The sequence below is a fragment of the Rhizobium sp. BK181 genome, assembly GCF_014193305.1.
Classification (GTDB): domain Bacteria; phylum Pseudomonadota; class Alphaproteobacteria; order Rhizobiales; family Rhizobiaceae; genus Rhizobium.
The window spans coordinates 378305-395812 of sequence record NZ_JACHZA010000002.1; the positions used below are offsets into that span (position 1 = coordinate 378305).

Genomic DNA, 17508 nt, shown 5'->3' on the forward strand with positions numbered 1-17508 from the left:
GCGGACCTGAACTGGCCCGGAAAGCCTAGGCTTTCCGGGCCTTTTTCGTTCATGGCGTCGTGATTGTGCCTGAGTGCAAGAAATGCTGGCCGCAATTTCAGGTGTCGCGTTTAGAAGTTGTTAACCATGATTAGAAAGGATGCATTAACCGCACGATGCTTCCGAGAGTGCGCGACAGAGCCATCGAGAGGCTCACATTTTCCCTTCGAGGACCGACCATGCCAGTCATCACTTTCGCAAACACCAAGGGCGGCGCCGGCAAGACGACAGCCGTACTTCTCCTCGCCACTGAGCTTGCCCAAAAAGGTTATCGGGTGACCATCCTTGATGCCGATCCGCAGCACTGGATCACGCGATGGCATGAGGTGTCCGGCCACGTGCCCAACATCTCGGTGATCGACTTCGTCACATCGGCGTCCCTGCCGCTGCACATTTCGGAAAACAAGCACAATACGGACTACTTCATCATCGATCTCCCAGGCGCGCGCAATCCGCTGTTGGCGACGGCCATCGGGCTTTCAGACCACGTGCTGATCCCGATCCAGGGGTGCGCGATGGACGCGCGCGGCGGTGCGCAGGTGCTCGAACTGCTGCAATATCTCGATGAGAAGGCGGGTATCCGCATCGGGCACTCGGTTGTCCTCACGCGCGTCAACTCGATGGTAACGACGCGGGCACTCTCGATCGTCAAGTCGCTGCTGAGCGAGCGTCAGGTGCCGGTGCTCGATACTGCGATCATCGAACGCTCAGCCTTCCGCGATCTCTTCGACTGCGGCGGTACGCTGCATTCCCTCGATCCAGCCCGTGTCAGCAACCTCGACAAGGCGCGCGAGAACGCTCGCTGCTTTGCTGAAGAGATCATGGCGAAGGTACCCGTCAAACTGCCGGAGCCGGCGCGCAGTACTGGCCCCCTGATCCGCTCTGCCGCTTGAATAACCTGATCGACAAATGAAAAATGCGCCCGTAGAGGCGCATTTTTTCTGGTTGGTGCCGCCTGGGATCAATCGACGAATTCGACCGTGACGCCGGGCTTGACCATCTTCGCCAGTTCGGTGGCATCCCAGTTCGTGAGACGGATGCAGCCGTGGCTCTGCGTGCGGCCGATCTTCGACGGCTCCGGCGTTCCGTGGATGCCGTAGGTCGGCTTCGAGAGCGCCATCCAGACCGTGCCGACAGGTCCGTTGGGACCCGGTGGGATATTCAAGATCTTGTCGTTGGCGCCCTGCTGAAAGTTGATCTTCGGATTGTAGGTGTAGCCCGGGTTCAAGGCGACGCGCTCGACCGTCACGGTGCCGGAGGGCGAGGGCGTGTCCGTCGATCCGATCGAGGCCGGGTAAGCGGCGATCAAGTTGCCACTGTTGTCATAGGCGAAGACCTGCTTGCGGCCCTTGTCTGCCACGATGCGCGCAACTGCTCCAGCCTTTGCGTCGCCCGGATTAACGACCTTGATGATTGTGCCGGGGACGGTGAAATCCACGCCTGGGTTGATTTCCTTCAGGAAACCTTCGTCCATGTGAAAGCGCTCGGCGAGCATCTCGGTTGTCGAAGTGTAGCCGAGAGACGACATGGCGGCCTTGTGGGCGTAGTCCTCCGGGATTTCCGCTACGTAAGGGCCGGCGGCGTCCGCCGGCGTGATCGTGTAGCTGACGAGCGGTAGACCGCCCGTCATCCGCAACTGCTCGAGAATGGCATCGGTGTTGTTGGGGTCAAGCGTCTCGCCGGCCATCTGCTGGTAGGCATAGATTGCCTTGGTGACGTTCGCGCCCATGCGGCCATCGATGGCGCCGGGAGACACGCCAGCGCGATCAAGGAAAACCTGCAGCGCAACAATTTCGGACTTCGATTTGTTCTTGAGCGTGATCACCGGCTCCTGGGGCGGCTTCGGCTCCAACATCTCGGGTGTCTGCTGATCCTGCTCGATGGACGCATAGTTATCGCCGCCCGGCGGGTAAGGCTGATCGTCAAGCGGCTGTCGGTCGATCGCAGCGTCGCGTGGGATCGAGCCGGTGACTGCACCGCGTTCGGAGTAACGGGCATCGCCGTACGGATCGTCTCCGTAGTAGCCATCGCCATTGTAGGCGTCGCGCACCGGCGGGCGCGGGTAGTAGCCACGCGCACGCATCTCGGTTGCGATCACATTGCCGTAGGGATCGATGAGGACACGGTTGCCGCGCCGGTCGCGTGCGTAGGCTGCGCCCGAAGGGATGTAGTCGAGGATATCACCGTTTGGCGCCACGAAGACGACGTCACGTTGGCGACCATTATAAAACTGCTGCGCCTCGGCAGAGGGTGCCGCGACAGCGATGGCCAGCAGGGCTGCTGCGGCAGACAATCCCGATATTACAAAGCGATTCACGTCTTTAGACCCTTCAGTGACTTGGCCGACACACACCTGCGAATTTTGACGCTAGTGTGGAATTTATGAAATCGTGCTGAACAAAAGATAAAAACTCCGTGATTTTTCCTTTGGTCATAAACATTTGGGGGCATGGGTCGGTTCCGGTGCGCTCAGCGTGTGGTCGCGATTGACGAATTCGGCGGCGCGACATAACCGTGCAAAGGTGGTCAGAACGGGAGGAAGTTGGACGATGATCGAGTTTGCCGCCGCTAAGGGGCCGAAACTGATGCTTGACGAGACGTCGCTGATGGATGTCGGCGGATGTGTTGTCAACGGCGTCGATGTTGCTCCCAAGGAGGCGGTTCCGGATGACGGCGATTCGCGCATTTCGCATTCCGTGCAGGGCTTCCTCTTTACCTGCGGACCGGATCATATCCGTCATCGTGAGCCCATACCCGGCCGCGCCGACGGGAAGGTATATCCCTTGCATGGATCAGGCCCCGGCCATGCAGCCAAAGTTCTCTGGACGAAGTTCGAGAATGGCAATGCCGAGTGCAGGGCGGACATCGATATCGTAACCGTCGAAGGCTTGCCGGTGCGCATCGAGCGCCATTGGTTCATCCACGGCGGGACAGGCGAAGTCAGCCTCAGAGACAAGGTCGTCAACACGAGCGACAAGGTCGTTCCGACCTTCCTGATGTACCATATGAACATCAGTGGGAAGTGGTTCGACGCGGGCACCCGACTCGAAGGCCAGATGCTCGATGGCGGTGGCTTCCCTTGGAATTTCGGCGAGGAACCGGGCGGCATCTTCTGCGTGGAGGCGCCGGCAACGGAAGGCGGCTTCGCCGAGGTGCGGCTTGGCCCGATTGCTGCCACTGGTGGCAGGGTTCTCAGAGTGCGAATTCTTGCCGAGACGCTGCCGCACCTGCAGGTCTGGCGCAATCAGAAGACGCCTGTCGATGTTCTCGGCATCGAGCCGGTGTCGCATCGATGGGTATCACGCTCCGAGTTGGAAGCGGCGGGCGAATTCGTCATGCTGAAGCCCGGCGAGAGCCGCGATTATGCGCTCAGCTTCGCCTTCGTTTGAGTGATCTGCGGTTGACGCTGCGCATGGGGCGGCGTAGTCATTCACCCCACGATTTCAGGAGGATTAGCGATGGACATTCGCCAGATCGACGACGAGTACTCCGTTTCCGGGCAGATTTCGGTCGAGGATATCGACCAGATCAAGGCTTTGGGTTTCAAATCGATCGTCTGCCATCGTCCGGACGATGAAAGCCCCGACCAGACGCCTTTTGCGCTGGTAGCAGCGCGCGCCAAGGAACTCGGTCTCGATATCGCGCATGTGCCGGTCGGCCCTATGGGCGTCAATGAGGAGGCTATTGCGGGCATGGTCGATGCCTTGGACGAGTTTCCGCGTCCGATGCTCGGCTATTGCCGTTCCGGCGCGCGTTCGACCGCGATCTATCAGAAGACGCACCACATCCGCGCATAGTACTGATCACTGATCCAGGTTCGACGCCGCTTCAATCCAGCGGCGTCTTTCATTTCGTCAATAGGAGACAATCATGACAATCAAGCGCATCGACGTCGGCGCCCGCATGAGCGGCGCAGTCATCCACGGCAACACCGTCTACCTCGCTGGCCAGGTGGGCGAAGGCGAAAGCGTCACGGAACAGTGCAAGTCGGCGCTCGCCGAAGTCGATCGTCTGCTTGCTGCAGCCGGCTCGAACAAGTCGAAGATCCTGCAGACGCTGATCTATCTTTCCGACATGTCCTACTTCGCAGAAATGAACGCTGCCTGGGAAGCCTGGGTCGATCCGGCGAACACGCCGGCTCGCGCAACCAGCGAAGCCAAGCTTGCTGCGCCGAAGTACAAGGTCGAGTTCACAGTTACGGCCGCCCTCGACTAAGTCGACGGCACCGCGATTTGTAAGGCCGGTGAGTTTCGCTCACCGGCTTTTTGTTTGGGCGATTTCGGACAGCGTGCGCGTCGGCGTAATGGCTTCCGGGTCGAGCTTTACCTCGATGATCGAGGGTTTGCCGCTCGCCCTTGCACGCTCGAAAGCGGCTGCGAAGCTTTCCGTCGTCTCGACCGTCTCCCCATGGCCACCATAAGCGCGTGCAAGGGCGGCAAAGTCCGGGTTGGTCAGATCGGTGCCGCTGACGCGCCCTGGGTACTCGCGCTCCTGATGCATCCGGATGGTGCCGTAGATGCCGTTGTTGATGACGATGGCGATGATAGGCAGGTCATAGCGCACGGCGGTTGCAAATTCCTGGCCGTGCATCAGGAAGCAGCCGTCTCCGGCGAAACAGACGACCTCGCGGTCGGGGAAAAGCTGCTTGGCGGCGACTGCGGCGGGCAGGCCGTAACCCATGGAGCCGGACGCCGGCGCCGCTTGGGTGTTGAATTGACGAAAGCGATGGAAGCGGTGCAGCCAGGTGGCATAGTTGCCGGCACCGTTGGTGAAGATCGTGTCTGGGCGCGTGTTTGCCTCGATCCACTCCATGATCGGTCCCATATGGACCGGGCCGGGCCCGGTTTGTGGTGGCGTCGACCATGCCATGTAGGTCTGATGCATCCGTGCTGTTCGTTCCGCCCATCTGAGTTCGCTGGGTGCCTCAAGATCAGCAAGATCCGCAACGAAGTCGCTCGGGCTCGCGCTGATTGCGAGGTCGGGTCGGTAGACACGGCCAAGCTCTGACGGATCCGGATGAACGTGGACGAGTGATTGCTGCGGGTAAGGGATGTCGATCAGCGTATAGCCGGAAGAGGGCATTTCCGACATCCGTCCGCCCAGCAGGATCAGCAGATCGCTCTCCTTGATCTCTTTCGCCAATACGGGGTTGATGCCGATGCCGACGTCCCCGGCGTAGTTCGGGTGCAGATGGTCGAACAGCATCTGCCGACGGAACGAGCAGCCGACAGGGAGCGCGAAGCGTTCCGAGAAGGTTTTCAGGTCGGCAACCGCATCCCCATCCCAACGCGTGCCGCCGACGATAACCATCGGTCGCTCGGCCTTCAGTAGCCGCAAGTAAAAGTCGTCAATCTGGCGGCGGCCGGGATGAGCTTCGACACGCGAATAGCGCTTGGCGCGCGGCGCCTCCACCTCGTCTCGGAGCATGTCTTCGGGTAGTGACAAGACGACGGGGCCGGGGCGACCGGATGTTGCAAGTGCAAAGGCGCGGGTGACGAATTCCGGAATGCGTGCCGCGTCGTCGATCTCGCCCACCCACTTGCTGAACTCAGTCAACGCACGGCGGAACTCGACCTCCTGAAAGGCCTCGCGTTCTCTCGCGTCGCGTTGGACTTGCCCGATGAACAGAATCATTGGAACGGAATCCTGTCTGGCGATATGCAGCCCCGCGGTGGCATTCGTGGCGCCCGGACCGCGGGTTACCATGCAGATGCCGGGCTCGCCGGTGAGCCTGCCCCATGCGTCTGCCATCATGGCCGCGCCGCCTTCCTGGCGGCAAACCATCACGTCGATGTCGCTATCGTAGAGCGCGTCGAGTACGGCAAGGAAACTCTCGCCGGGCACGCAGGAGAGGCGTTTCACCCCATTTGCTTTCAAGGCCTCGACGATCAGTTCTCCGCCAGTCTTTTTCATGATGGTCTTTTCCCCTCCAGTTCGGCGAGTTCCGCCAGAACCTCCTCCTGATGTTCTCCCAGCCGCGGGCTCGGCCGCTCGTAACGCAACGGCGTCTGCGCCAGCACGACCGGCGTCCTGACGCCGGGAATGACCGTACCCTTTGCGTCGGCGAGATCTACCCGCAATCCACGCGCCTCAATTTGTGGATCCGCAAACATTTCTTCGATGGTGTTGATCGCACCGGCCGGAACGGCGTTGGCCTCACACGCTTTCAGAAGGTCGGCTTTCTGCCATTTCAACGTTTCGGTGGAAACGAGCCTGCGGACCTCGTCACGGTTCGCGACGCGCGCCTTGTTCGTCGAAAAACGTGGATCGTCAGCAGTACCCTCGAGGCCGAGGATCGCACATAGGCGGCGGAACTGGCCATCGTTGCCGACCGCGAGAATCAGATAGCCATCAGCGGCGGGGACGACTTCATAGGGCGAGATATTCGGATGCGCGTTCCCAAGCCGTGTCGGGGCGCGGCCGGAGACCAGGTAGTTCATGTTCTGGTTGGCCAGCACGGCTGACTGGACATCGAGCAGCGCCATATCAACCAGCTGCCCTTCGCCGGTCTTCTGTGCGTGAATCAGCGCTGCCTCGATGGCTGCGACCGCATAAATGCCGGTAAAGATGTCGGCGATCGCGACGCCCGCTTTCATCGGCTGTCCGTCCGGTTCGCCGGTGATCGACATGAAGCCGGACATGCCCTGAACGATATAGTCATAGCCTGCCAAGCTGGCATAGGGACCGTTCTGGCCGAAACCCGTGATCGAGCAATAAACAAGCTTCGGGTTGATCTTCTTCAGGCTCTCGTAGTCGAGGCCGTATTTCACGAGCCCGCCGAGCTTGAAGTTCTCGATGACCACATCGGCCGTGGCGATGAGGCGGCGAACCAGTGCCTGGTCTTCCTCGCGCTTCAGATCGGCAGTGATCGAGCGCTTGCCGCGGTTGGCAGAGTGATAGTAGGCAGCGGAAAGGTTTTCTCCGTCGGCACCCTCGACAAAGGGCGGGCCCCAGTGCCGGGTGTCATCGCCTCCATCCGGGTTTTCGACCTTGATCACATCGGCGCCGAGATCGGCCAGCATCTGGCCGGCCCATGGGCCCGCGAGCACGCGTGCGAGCTCGATGACGCGGATGCCCGACAGCGGCGGCTTTTGGGGCTGATTGTCCGTCATGTTCCTCCCACGAGCAGATCAGGGCGCCAGGGCCGATTGAGGTGTATCGGATACGGGCTTCGATGCAAAGCGCCGCTCGCGCCATATAATGTACAGCCCCGAGGCGATGATGATGAAGATGCCGAGCCACTTGAGCGCATCCGGGAAGTCGCCGAAGACCAGCCAGGCAAAGATGGTTGCTGACACGATCTCGAAATACTGAAGGGGCGCCAACGTCGAGGCGGGCGCGGCGCGGTAGGCATAGACACCGAAGATGCCGGCAATGGCCGCCGTGACGCCGACGCCGAGCAGGTAGAGGTAGCCACGGCCATCCGGCATCACCGAGTCAAAGACGTCGGAACCCGTGCCGTTGCCGAGTGCGAGCAGAATGGCGCAGAACAGCAAACCCCAGACGCCCATCTGAAACTGCATCGCCCATGGGTCTTCCCGGTGCGAAAGGACGCGTGTCATCAAGGCGAAGATGGCAATGCAGAAGGCGCTGACGACGGGGAGGAGCGCCACGTAGCCGACCTCCTGGAAGCTTGGCTGAATGATCAGCATGGCGCCGAAGAAGCCGACGCCGCAAGCCGTATAGCGGCGCCAACCGATCGTTTCCTTGAGGAAGATGCTGCTCAGGATCGTCAATATGATCGGCTCGACAAAGAATATCGCGATGGCGTCTGCAACCGGCATGTACTTCAGCGTCGTGACAAAGGACACCATGGAGATCGTTATGATGGCGCCGCGGATGGCATGAAAGATGTTGGCACGCCACGAGAAGCCCTTCCAGCTTCCGCGCCAGACAACGATCGGCAACATGCATAGCGCTTGCACCACAAACCGCGCGGCCGTGATTTCCGCCGCGGGAATCGTGGCGATCGCGAGCTTGGAGAAGATGTCGATGATCGGAGACACGAGCACCGACAGGAACATCAGCAGAATGCCGGTCGAAACCTCTGAAGCAGAAACGGGACGGGAAGAAATACCATGGCTCATCGCGAAATCCTTCAGTTCAGGATCTTGCGATCGCTTCGTCGCACCAGTCGGCGAATGCAGCGAGGGCCGCGTCCGCTCCAATTTCGTTCAGCGTTTCGTGGCGCATGTCCTGATATATCTGTGTCGTGATACGGGAGAAGCCATGCGCTTTCAAATGGTTTGAAAGCCAGATCACCGCTTTTCCGCCATCCGTCGCCGGATCCTGCCCGCCACCAACAAGATGGATCGGTGTCTGCTTCGACAGACGGTCCAGATGCGGCGTTTGCGGCGCGCGAAACGTCAGTTCGAAGATATCGAGCCAGAGGGAAACGGAGGCATCGAAGCCGCACAGCGGGTCGGCGATATACTTGTCGACCTCGACAGGGTCGCGGCTTAACCAGTCGAACTCCGTTCGACGATTGGCAATGGACTTTCCCCACGTGCCGAAGGTGAGCTTCGGCAAAATGCCGCTTGGCACATCGGAGCCCTTCAAGGCCCGTTCGGCCAGCAGGATCGCTTGTGCTGCCCGCCCTGCGACGCCTGGGTTGAAGTTGGAGTTCCATACGGCGACGGCGTCATATTTCTCGGGATGGGTCACAGCAGCATTCAGCGCGATGAGACCTCCCATCGAATGCCCGAAAACGATGACTGGCAGGCCGGGATACTGTGCCACAGCGCGGTCGCGTACGGCAGAGACGTCATCGATCACCTGCCTGACACCATCGCGGCGGGCAAAGCGTCCGATCGGAGCATCTGCCGCAGTCGTCTCGCCATGTCCGCGGTGATCGAAGGCAAAAACATGATAACCACGGGCCGCCATCGCTGCGGCAAAACGCGCGTAGCGCTTGGAGTGTTCTGCCAAACCATGGGAAACAACGATAATCCCGCGTGCCTCGGACTGCGCTGCTTGATGGTGAAAGGCAAGCGAGGCGTTCGCCGTTTCAAGGCGTTGCGTATCTGCAAACATCCACATCCTCCCGTTGACGGGAGAAGACCAGATCGATCGTGAAATGCAACACGTCTAAATATTTATGCGACGGGATTTTAGCACCCTAGGGATTGAGGGTTGTGAAAACAGACCCACCATGATTTCTTGTTCATGAATTGTTCCTGGGAGGGAGGAAGATGAGTAATCCATTTCTGCGCACGGCTTTATTCCTGATTGCGATCACGGCTGCTGGCGTAGCCGGAGCCCAGGATGTGGGTGGAAGGACGCGCTTCATTTTGGCAGCCAGCTGGCAACCGGCCTTCTGTGAAACCAACCAGCGCAAGCCGGAATGCAGCAGTCAGACCAAGGACAGGTTTGATGCGACCAATTTCTCGCTGCACGGGCTTTGGCCGATGCGCAAGGACTATTGCGACGTCTCTGGCACGCTGCGGACCGCGGACAAGGAAGGCAACTGGAAGAAACTGCCTGAGGTAGAGCTTTCGGCGGAGACCAAAGCCGCGCTTGAGAAGGCGATGCCCGGAACGCAATCCGGGTTGGAGCGCCATGAGTGGATCAAACACGGTACTTGCACAAAGATGAGTGCCGACGACTATTTTGCGACGTCGGTTCGCCTCATCGATGAGCTGAATGCCTCGACAGTCCGCGATCTCTTCGCGGCCAACGTCGGCAAGTCGCTGACAGCGGCGGCGATCAAGGCTGCGTTCGACAAGAGCTTCGGTCCGGGCGCCGGCGATCGGGTCAAGATGAGTTGTCGGCGCGCCGGCGGCGGAGGCCGCGTCATTGACGAGCTCACGATCGGCCTATCGGAGGACGCCACCTCGAATGGCGGAGCGAGCCTGCGCGAGCTCATTCAAGGGGCAGGGCGAACCTCGTTCGGCTGCGATCAGGGCGTCGTGGACGCTGCTGGGTTTTAGTGTTTTTGCTCATGTAGCCGAATATTAATCGGATTGGACTAATGTCTGGCCGCTGTTTGCTGGGGCGAGTGCGGAATGGATGCAGTTCTATCGCGAGCCGACCTGAAGGTCTTGCCTGACAGCAGGCCATTTCTGCGCACCTTTCTCACAGTCTACATCACAGGGCTTGCCATTGTTCTGTTCGATCTCGCCGACGGGGTGCTGTTCCTCGGTGATCTCGATGACCAGATGCGTGAGTTGCAGATCCGGTATCTGATGTCGCCGGATGGTCGGTGGTTCGATCTTACGCTGCCGTTCATTTCAATGCCCGAAGCTTACGTTTCGCCCTGGTCGAGATTGATCGATCTACCTTACGCGGCAATAGCGACGTTGCTGCGGCCGTTCATGCCCATCGATCAGGCTATCTCCTTCTCTTTCCGCATCTGGCCGCCGTTGATGCTCGCCCTTTTCTGCCTGCCGGTTGCGTCCACCGTGAAACGGTTGATGGCCGATCAGCCGACGTCGCGCTTGTCGTCGTTGCTGATGTTGATGCTGATGACAATTCTCATGGCGGTTGCCGTGTTCGAATTCTCGCCGGGCCGCATTGACCACCACGATGGCCAACTGGTCGCGATGATGCTTATGGTGTCCGGTCTTGTTCGCTGGGATCGGTTGGGCGGCGCGCTCGTGGGGGGCGCTGCGGCGCTCTCCGTCGTCATCGGACTGGAATGCCTGCCGCTGGTCGTTGTTGCCTACGCCGGGCTGGTCCTCTGCTACATTGCCGGCGTCAGGGAAGCGCGGGCGATGATTATTGCCAGCGGTCCCGCAATGAGTGCCGTCGCCGTTGCTGCCGCGCTTGCCTTCATTGGCCCGGACGGCATCGTTTCGACGCAATGCGATGCCTTTTCCGCACCCTATCTGTTTTTGTTGATCGGAATGTCCGCCACCCTGTCCTGCGTGGTTTGGGTGGTGCCGGATCGCTCATCGATCTTCGCAAAAATCCTATGGCTGGGCCTGTCAAGCGCATTCATCCTTGGCCTGGCTGCGTGGTATTTTCCACGCTGTCTCGGCGGCCCCTATCAGATGATCGATCCGGTATCGCGCGCGTTTTGGTTCTCTCGCATTTGGCAGGAGAACAGCTTCCTCTACCTTTACGAGAGTGCGCAATACTCCACCGTTGCGCTGTTGGCGCTTTCCACTTGCGGTGCCCTTCTGGCTGCACCTTACGTCGCCGCGCAGATACGACAGCAAAAATTCGGCGTGGGGGTTGCATTCGCCGTGGGTCTCGCCTCCCTGCTTCTGACGTTTGACGTCTTGCGGAACATCCGCTTTCCGATTGCGCTCATACCGCCGTTTCTGCCAGCGGCGATTGCCTATTATCTAAATGCCCGATCGCCAACGCGAGGAGTGCGAGTGGCTGTCGGATTTGCCCTTGCATCCGTTCTTGCACCAGCGGTTCTTTGCCTTGTCATCCGACCGCCGATGCACGTATTCGATGCGGTCGATTACATGACGGCCAGCGACTGCGACGGCGAGGATTTCGGTGTTCTGAATTCGGTCGCCGCGGGACGAATTGCGCTTCCTCAGGGCATCGCGTTGCGCGTGTTATTCGCACGTCCTGCAGGATTTTCTGTCGGCGCAGTGCCATTCCACCGTGCGTCGCCCGGTATGAGACGCATGTTCGAGGCCTTCACCTCGTCTGACGCGGCGGTCCGCCGCGCGGCGTTGGAGCCCTTCGACTATGTGGCTGTATGCCGATTTCCGCTGGCGGCCGATCTACGGCAGGCTCCGCTCTATGCGGCCTTGGCGGCTGGGAAAAGTTGGCCGGGTCTCGAGAGGGTTCCCTATGCGAAGCCGAGCGATTTCCAACTCTTTCGCATAGATCACGCGAAGCTTTGGTAGTGACGCCGTCCCTCTACAAAATGTCCGCAAGGCCACAAAAGCCTCTGGTTTTTAGCCTTCGCGCGTTGCTCCTTGAGCCCAATTCGCCTACATAGCGGCAAACTTAAATCCCGCCGCGGAGCGAACAATCAATGGCACGTCAGTTCATCTATCATATGGCCGGCCTCAACAAGGCGTACGGCAACAAGAAGGTGCTGGAGAATATCCACCTTTCTTTCTACCCGGACGCCAAGATCGGTATCCTGGGTCCGAACGGCGCCGGCAAGTCGACCGTTCTGCGCATCATGGCTGGTCTCGACAAGGAATTCACCGGCGAGGCGTGGCTCGCCGAGGGTGCGACGCTTGGCTATCTCGCACAGGAACCGCAGCTCGATGCTTCCAAGACGGTCCTTGAGAACGTCATGGAGGGGGTTGCTCCAAAGAAGGCGATCCTCGATCGCTACAACGAGCTGATGATGAACTATTCCGACGAGACGGCGGAAGAGGGGGCGAAGCTCCAGGACATCATCGACAGCCAGAACCTCTGGGACCTCGAAAGCCAGGTCGAAATGGCCATGGACGCGCTGCGCTGCCCGCCAGGCGACTCTTCGGTCGAGAAGCTCTCCGGCGGCGAAAAGCGCCGTGTAGCGCTCTGCCGCCTTTTGTTGGCGCAGCCCGACCTGCTGCTGCTCGACGAACCGACCAACCACCTCGACGCCGAGACGATTGCCTGGCTTGAAAAACATTTGCGCCAGTACCCCGGCTCGGTCCTGATGATCACCCACGATCGCTACTTCCTCGACAACGTCACGGGCTGGATCCTCGAACTCGACCGTGGTCGCGGTATCCCCTACGAGGGCAACTACTCCGCCTATCTTCAATCGAAGGCCAAGCGCATGCAGCAGGAGGGCCGCGAAGAGGCCTCCCGCCAGAAGGCGATCAGCCGCGAGCAGGAATGGATGGCCGCCAGCCCGAAGGCCCGCCAGGCAAAGTCCAAGGCGCGTATCCGTGCCTATGACGAGTTGGTCGCGGCGGCAGAGGCCCGTCGCCCCGGCGATGCGCAGATCGTCATCCCGGTTGGCGAGCGTCTTGGCCAGGTGGTCATCGAAGCCGAGAACCTCACCAAGGGCTATGGCGATACGATGCTCATCGAAAACCTCACCTTCAAGCTGCCGCCCGGCGGCATTGTCGGTGTCATCGGTCCGAACGGCGCCGGCAAGACGACGTTGTTCCGCATGATCACCGGCCAAGAGAAGCCCGATAGCGGCGACATCCGGATCGGCGAGACTGTCGATCTCGGCTATGTCGACCAGAGCCGCGATGCGCTCGACGGCAACAAGACCGTCTGGGAAGAAATCTCCGGCGGTAACGACATCATCAAGCTCGGCAAGCACGAAGTGAACTCGCGCGCCTATTGCGGGGCTTTCAACTTCAAGGGCGGCGACCAGCAGCAGAAGGTCGGCACGCTTTCCGGCGGTCAGCGCAACCGTGTCCATCTGGCCAAGATGTTGAAGGCGGGTGGCAACGTCATCCTCCTCGACGAACCGACCAACGACCTCGATACCGAAACGCTCGCAGCCCTCGAGGACGCTCTCGAAAGCTTCGCCGGCTGCGCTGTCATCATCAGCCACGATCGCATGTTCCTCGACCGCCTGGCGACGCATATCCTCGCCTTTGAAGGCGACAGCCATGTCGAATGGTTCGAGGGCAACTTCGAGGACTACGAGAAGGACAAGATGCGCCGTCTCGGCGTCGACTCGATCAATCCGCACCGCGTGACCTATAAGCGCCTGACGCGCTGATCGCCAAAGAGCGACTCCAGCTCTATGAAAGCCCCGGTTCGCCGGGGCTTTTTTTGCGCGCACCTATGTCGTGATCCGAGCAGCTAATTTCGTGAATGGATGGAATTCCAGCTTGCCACACCTATTCAAATCACATAAAGATATCTTTATATGTTGATTGGATCGGGTATGGGTGAGCCTATCAGACTTGGATTGGATGCTTTGGTGGACGTCCTCAGGGCGGCCGGCGAGCCGACGCGTCTGCGTCTTCTGGCTCTGCTGGCGGCGGGCGACCTGACCGTGACCGATCTTACGGAAATCCTTGGCCAGTCCCAACCGCGTATTTCTCGTCACCTCAAGCTGCTGGGCGAAGCGGATCTGATCGACCGCTACCAGGAAGGCGCCTGGGCCTATTTCCGCCTTCGGCAGGATGGCAAAGCGGCCGCTTTCGTGCGCAGCCTGCTGGCGCATGCCTCCGAGAACGACCCCGTCGTCCTTCGCGACAGCGAACGGCTGGCGACGGTCAAGCGTCAGCGGGCCGAGCGCGCACAGGCCTATTTCAGCCGCAACGCGGCGGAATGGGACGAGCTTCGCCGCCTGCACGCCGCCGATGAAGAGGTCGATGCCGCCGTCATACGGTTGCTCGGCAGCCAGCCGATCGACTCGCTTCTCGATCTGGGCACCGGGACAGGACGCATCCTCGAGCTTCTATCTGGCCTCTATCGCCGGGCGATCGGCGTGGACGCCAGCCGCGACATGCTGAGCGTGGCGCGCGCCAACCTCGACAAGTCAGGGATCACCAAGGCATCCGTTCGTCACGCCGATATCCTGAATCTGCCGTTCGAGGCGCAGGATTTCGACGTGGTGACGATCCATCAGGTGCTGCATTTCTTCGATCAGCCGGAGATCGCAATCGGCGAGGCCGCGCGCATGCTGCGGCCAGGCGGACGGCTGCTTATCATCGATCTTGCCCCACACGGGCTGGAATACCTTCGCGACGAGCACGCGCATGTTCGCCTCGGCTTCTCGCATCAGTCGATGTCCGACTGGCTGCGCAAGGCCGGGCTGGATGTCGAGCAGGTCGTCGATCTTCACCCGGGTCATCAAAGCGGGCAGGGGCTCACCGTCACTGTTTGGCTTGCGCGCGACCCTCGGCGCCTCATGGCCTCAGCCGTGAGTGAAGGCGCCGAACCCATACTTGCCGGGAGATAATGAAATGGCTTTGAACAGCGACGCGCGCCGCAAGATCGGCATTTCCTTCGAGTTCTTTCCGCCGAAGTCGGAAGAGATGGAAGGACAGCTGTGGAACGCGGTCAACGAGCTGCAGGACTGGAACCCGGACTTTGTGTCGGTGACCTATGGCGCCGGTGGGACTACCAAGGCACCAACGTTGGCGACCGTGTCGCGCTTCCTCGCCGAAACCCCGCTTGCCACGGCGTCGCATCTCACCTGCGTCGGCGCGACGAAGGACGAAACGCACAGCGTGATCGACAGCTTCCGCAAGGTTGGCGTCAAGCACTTCGTTGCGCTTCGAGGCGATGCCCCTGGCGGCGTCGGCGCACCCTACCAGCCGCATCCCGGCGGCTATGCGAATGCAGCAGCGCTGGTTGCCGGACTGCGTGAAATCGGCGACTTCGAGATTTCGGTCTCGGCCTACCCCGAAAAGCATCCGGAGAGCCGTGATACCGCCGCCGACATCGATATGCTGAAGCAAAAGGCGGACAACGGCGCGACCCGCGCGCTGACGCAGTTCTTCTTCGACAACGACAATTTCGAGCGCTATCTGGAAAAGGTGCGGGCTGCCGGCGTCAATATTCCTATTGTGCCGGGTATCATGCCAATCCAAAACCTGACGCAGCTGAAGCGGTTTGCCGGCGCTTGCGGCACCGTGATACCGGCGTTTCTGGATGAGCGCTTTGCGGGCTTCGACGACAAGCCGGAAGAGAGAGCAAAGGTTGCCGCCGAGGTTGCGGCCGAGCAGATCGAAGACCTCGCTCGTCGCGGGCTCACCGATTTCCATCTGTATACGATGAATCGCTCGCCTCTCGTGTCGGCAGTGCTGACCAATCTCGGCTTTACCCGGGAAGGGGCCAGAAAGGCCGGCGCTGCCGCGTAGGCTGGCCCAGATTAGAGGACAAAAAGAAAAGCGCATCTCCGTGGGATGCGCTTTTCCGATTCATTGAACTGTTTCGCTACTCAGGAGTCTCGGCACTGTTCAATCGGCACGACGTTTAGATGAAAAGCATTGTCAATACGAATGCAAACGCCGCGCTGACCAAAAGGACATTCAAGGATTGTGTAAGTCCCATGTCTGTCTCCTTGCGTTAACGCCGCGATAATATGTCGCGAATGTGTCGCTTGGAAAGCAGATTTTATACTGCACTGCGGCGAAAATGTCACATCGACAATGCTGGCTTGCGGGCAACGTGATGAAATCACTGGTAAAATTGCGACGGAAAAATATTCACAGATTTTAACTTGGCGTTAAAGTCAGCGATCCCGCCTTCACACATGCGGCAAGATGAAGGCTAGGCGAAGTCTCTGAAACCATGGAACAAATGAAAAAGCCGGGTCTGAGACCCGGCTTTAAGCGTGCTGAATCAGTAATCACAGGGAATTCAGAAGTGTCGGTGTTGCCCAGCCGTCGGCCGGCATGCCGAGACGCTGCTGCTCCTTCTGGATGGCTACGCGCGTGCCCGAACCCAGGATGCCGTCGACCTTGCCGACGTCGTGGCCGAGGGTTCCGAGCTTGGTCTGCAGTTCCTTCATCTGGTCGTTGGAAAGACCCTGCTCCGGCGTGCCCTTGAGGTAGGTCTCCGCACCAGCAAGACGGGTCGCGAAGTAGGCTGCCGACGTCGTGTAGATGAACGACTTGTTCCATTCGAGATAGATCTGGAAATTCGGGTAGGCGATGAAGGTCGGTCCGAGGCGGCCTTGCGGCAGGATCAAGTCGGCGTGCAGGTTACCGAAGTTGGTGTTCCCATCTCGCGGCTTGACGCCGAGGGCAAACCATTCGCCGGCCGTCAGGGGACCGCCGATGCCCGACTTCTCCCAGGGCAGGCCTTCGGGAAGGGTGACTTCCTGGATCCACGGCTGGCCCTTCTGGAAGCCGAGATGCTGGATGAACTTTGCTGCCGTCAGAATCGCATCAGGAGCGCTCTGCTTGAGGCGCACGTGGCCATCGCCGTCGCCGTCCATGCCATAGGCAACGATATCGCGCGGCAGCATCTGGACCTGACCGATCTCTCCCGCCCAGGCGCCGGTGTTGGTTGCCGGGTCGAGGTCACCATGCTGAACCATTTCGATGAGGGCAATCAGCTGCGGGCGGAACAACTCTGGCCGCCGGCAATCATGGGCGAGGGTCACGAGGGCGTTGCGGGTGTTGAAGTCGCCCTGCACGGCGCCGAAATCCGTTTCCATGGCCCAGAAGGCGGTGATGACGCCAGCGGGCACCCCAAACTCTTGCTCGGCGCGGGCGAAGACATCCGCATATTGCTTCATCTTCTGGCGGCCGATATCGAGGCGAGCCTGGCTGACCGTGCGCTGCGAGAACTCCAGGAAGGTCTGCTTGAACACGCCTTGAGCGCGGTCGCGGCTCAAGACCTTCTGGTCGATCTGCGCGCCTTCCAGCGCCTTGTCTGCGGCCTCGGCCGATGCACCGGCGGCAATTGCGTCGGCCTTCACGCCGGCGAGGAAGTCGGAGAGGTCGCCGTCACATGCCGGGGCTGCTGCCTGCGAAGCCGGTGCACTCGATGCCGGCGTCTCTGCGGCGGCGCCGGTGGCGAGACCAGCGGCAAAAAGGAGTGCAAGTGCCGTGCGGCTTGCGGGCGAGCGGTACATAGTTTCGATCCTCGTCATCAAATGGAATTTCAGTCGATTTCCCAAATGATTGTGACGGA

Annotated in this window: 15 protein-coding genes; 9 read left to right on the plus strand and 6 right to left on the minus strand. The window is 60.2% G+C overall.

The genetic code is table 11. The features are described from left to right. Positions 1-218 precede the first annotated feature (218 nt). A complete protein-coding gene (locus tag FHT77_RS09270) occupies positions 219-932 on the plus strand; it encodes a ParA family protein (RefSeq protein WP_183754517.1) in 714 nt (237 codons plus the stop codon). A gap of 68 nt (positions 933-1000) precedes the next feature. Here the strand turns inward: FHT77_RS09270 and FHT77_RS09275 are convergent, their stop codons facing one another. Continuing rightward, complete coding sequence (locus FHT77_RS09275) at positions 1001-2356, minus strand: L,D-transpeptidase (protein WP_183754526.1); 1356 nt, start codon at positions 2354-2356, stop codon at positions 1001-1003. 232 nt (positions 2357-2588) lie between these two features. Here FHT77_RS09275 and FHT77_RS09280 point away from each other — a divergent pair, with 232 nt between their 5' ends. The 3 genes from FHT77_RS09280 to FHT77_RS09290 all read left to right on the plus strand — a co-directional run bounded on the left by FHT77_RS09280 (position 2589) and on the right by FHT77_RS09290 (position 4254). After that, positions 2589-3428 carry a DUF4432 family protein gene (locus FHT77_RS09280; RefSeq protein WP_183754528.1) on the plus strand — a complete coding sequence of 280 codons (840 nt, stop codon included), beginning with the start codon at positions 2589-2591 and terminating at the stop codon, positions 3426-3428. Between the two features lie 69 nt (positions 3429-3497). Beyond that, positions 3498-3836, plus strand: a complete 339-nt coding sequence (locus FHT77_RS09285; RefSeq protein ID WP_183754530.1) for a TIGR01244 family sulfur transferase — start codon at positions 3498-3500, stop codon at positions 3834-3836. Between the two features lie 73 nt (positions 3837-3909). Then, a complete protein-coding gene (locus tag FHT77_RS09290; RefSeq protein WP_183754531.1) occupies positions 3910-4254 on the plus strand; it encodes a RidA family protein in 345 nt (114 codons plus the stop codon). 39 nt (positions 4255-4293) lie between these two features. Here the strand turns inward: FHT77_RS09290 and FHT77_RS09295 are convergent, their stop codons facing one another. Genes FHT77_RS09295 through FHT77_RS09310 form a run of 4 tightly spaced genes read right to left on the minus strand, consistent with a single transcriptional unit; the run spans position 4294 to position 9072 of the window. Then, positions 4294-5952 carry a thiamine pyrophosphate-binding protein gene (locus FHT77_RS09295; RefSeq protein WP_183754533.1) on the minus strand — a complete coding sequence of 553 codons (1659 nt, stop codon included), beginning with the start codon at positions 5950-5952 and terminating at the stop codon, positions 4294-4296. Further along, positions 5949-7151 (minus strand): CaiB/BaiF CoA-transferase family protein, encoded by a 1203-nt coding sequence (locus tag FHT77_RS09300; RefSeq protein ID WP_183754535.1) that lies wholly within the window; start codon positions 7149-7151, stop codon positions 5949-5951. Before FHT77_RS09300 ends, FHT77_RS09295 begins: the two co-directional genes overlap by 4 nt. Before the next feature lie 18 nt (positions 7152-7169). Next, on the minus strand, positions 7170-8126 hold the full coding sequence (locus tag FHT77_RS09305; RefSeq protein ID WP_183754537.1) for a DMT family transporter: 957 nt from the start codon (positions 8124-8126) through the stop codon (positions 7170-7172). A 16-nt stretch (positions 8127-8142) separates the two neighbouring features. Further along, on the minus strand, positions 8143-9072 hold the full coding sequence (locus FHT77_RS09310; protein WP_183754539.1) for an alpha/beta fold hydrolase: 930 nt from the start codon (positions 9070-9072) through the stop codon (positions 8143-8145). 158 nt (positions 9073-9230) lie between these two features. Here FHT77_RS09310 and FHT77_RS09315 point away from each other — a divergent pair, with 158 nt between their 5' ends. The 5 genes from FHT77_RS09315 to metF all read left to right on the plus strand — a co-directional run bounded on the left by FHT77_RS09315 (position 9231) and on the right by metF (position 15725). Beyond that, positions 9231-9968, plus strand: coding sequence for a ribonuclease T2 family protein (locus FHT77_RS09315; RefSeq protein WP_183754541.1), 738 nt, complete (start codon positions 9231-9233; stop codon positions 9966-9968). A gap of 75 nt (positions 9969-10043) precedes the next feature. Further along, entirely contained in the window at positions 10044-11849 is a 1806-nt protein-coding gene (locus FHT77_RS09320; RefSeq protein ID WP_183754543.1) for a hypothetical protein, read from the plus strand. A 131-nt stretch (positions 11850-11980) separates the two neighbouring features. Beyond that, complete coding sequence (ettA, locus tag FHT77_RS09325) at positions 11981-13630, plus strand: energy-dependent translational throttle protein EttA (RefSeq protein WP_183754545.1); 1650 nt, start codon at positions 11981-11983, stop codon at positions 13628-13630. A 168-nt stretch (positions 13631-13798) separates the two neighbouring features. Beyond that, complete coding sequence (locus FHT77_RS09330; RefSeq protein WP_183754547.1) at positions 13799-14821, plus strand: metalloregulator ArsR/SmtB family transcription factor; 1023 nt, start codon at positions 13799-13801, stop codon at positions 14819-14821. Positions 14822-14825: 4 nt separating this feature from the next. Then, positions 14826-15725, plus strand: coding sequence for a methylenetetrahydrofolate reductase [NAD(P)H] (gene metF, locus FHT77_RS09335; protein ID WP_016554539.1), 900 nt, complete (start codon positions 14826-14828; stop codon positions 15723-15725). A 491-nt stretch (positions 15726-16216) separates the two neighbouring features. Here the strand turns inward: metF and FHT77_RS09340 are convergent, their stop codons facing one another. Continuing rightward, positions 16217-17449 carry a lytic murein transglycosylase gene (locus tag FHT77_RS09340; protein ID WP_183754549.1) on the minus strand — a complete coding sequence of 411 codons (1233 nt, stop codon included), beginning with the start codon at positions 17447-17449 and terminating at the stop codon, positions 16217-16219. Between the last annotated feature and the right edge of the window lie 59 nt (positions 17450-17508).

Bases quoted from the DNA above. Each gene is read 5' to 3' on its own strand.
- FHT77_RS09305 (WP_183754537.1), bottom strand. From the start codon at position 8,126: ATGAGCCATGGTATTTCTTCCCGTCCCGTTTCTGCTTCAGAGGTTTCG.
- FHT77_RS09320 (WP_183754543.1), top strand. From the start codon at position 10,044: ATGGATGCAGTTCTATCGCGAGCCGACCTGAAGGTCTTGCCTGACAGC.
- FHT77_RS09270 (WP_183754517.1), top strand. From the start codon at position 219: ATGCCAGTCATCACTTTCGCAAACACCAAGGGCGGCGCCGGCAAGACG.
- FHT77_RS09285 (WP_183754530.1), top strand. From the start codon at position 3,498: ATGGACATTCGCCAGATCGACGACGAGTACTCCGTTTCCGGGCAGATT.
- metF (WP_016554539.1), top strand. From the start codon at position 14,826: ATGGCTTTGAACAGCGACGCGCGCCGCAAGATCGGCATTTCCTTCGAG.
- FHT77_RS09310 (WP_183754539.1), bottom strand. From the start codon at position 9,072: ATGTTTGCAGATACGCAACGCCTTGAAACGGCGAACGCCTCGCTTGCC.
- FHT77_RS09280 (WP_183754528.1), top strand. From the start codon at position 2,589: ATGATCGAGTTTGCCGCCGCTAAGGGGCCGAAACTGATGCTTGACGAG.
- ettA (WP_183754545.1), top strand. From the start codon at position 11,981: ATGGCACGTCAGTTCATCTATCATATGGCCGGCCTCAACAAGGCGTAC.
- FHT77_RS09300 (WP_183754535.1), bottom strand. From the start codon at position 7,151: ATGACGGACAATCAGCCCCAAAAGCCGCCGCTGTCGGGCATCCGCGTC.
- FHT77_RS09340 (WP_183754549.1), bottom strand. From the start codon at position 17,449: ATGTACCGCTCGCCCGCAAGCCGCACGGCACTTGCACTCCTTTTTGCC.
- FHT77_RS09330 (WP_183754547.1), top strand. From the start codon at position 13,799: ATGGGTGAGCCTATCAGACTTGGATTGGATGCTTTGGTGGACGTCCTC.
- FHT77_RS09295 (WP_183754533.1), bottom strand. From the start codon at position 5,952: ATGAAAAAGACTGGCGGAGAACTGATCGTCGAGGCCTTGAAAGCAAAT.
- FHT77_RS09315 (WP_183754541.1), top strand. From the start codon at position 9,231: ATGAGTAATCCATTTCTGCGCACGGCTTTATTCCTGATTGCGATCACG.
- FHT77_RS09290 (WP_183754531.1), top strand. From the start codon at position 3,910: ATGACAATCAAGCGCATCGACGTCGGCGCCCGCATGAGCGGCGCAGTC.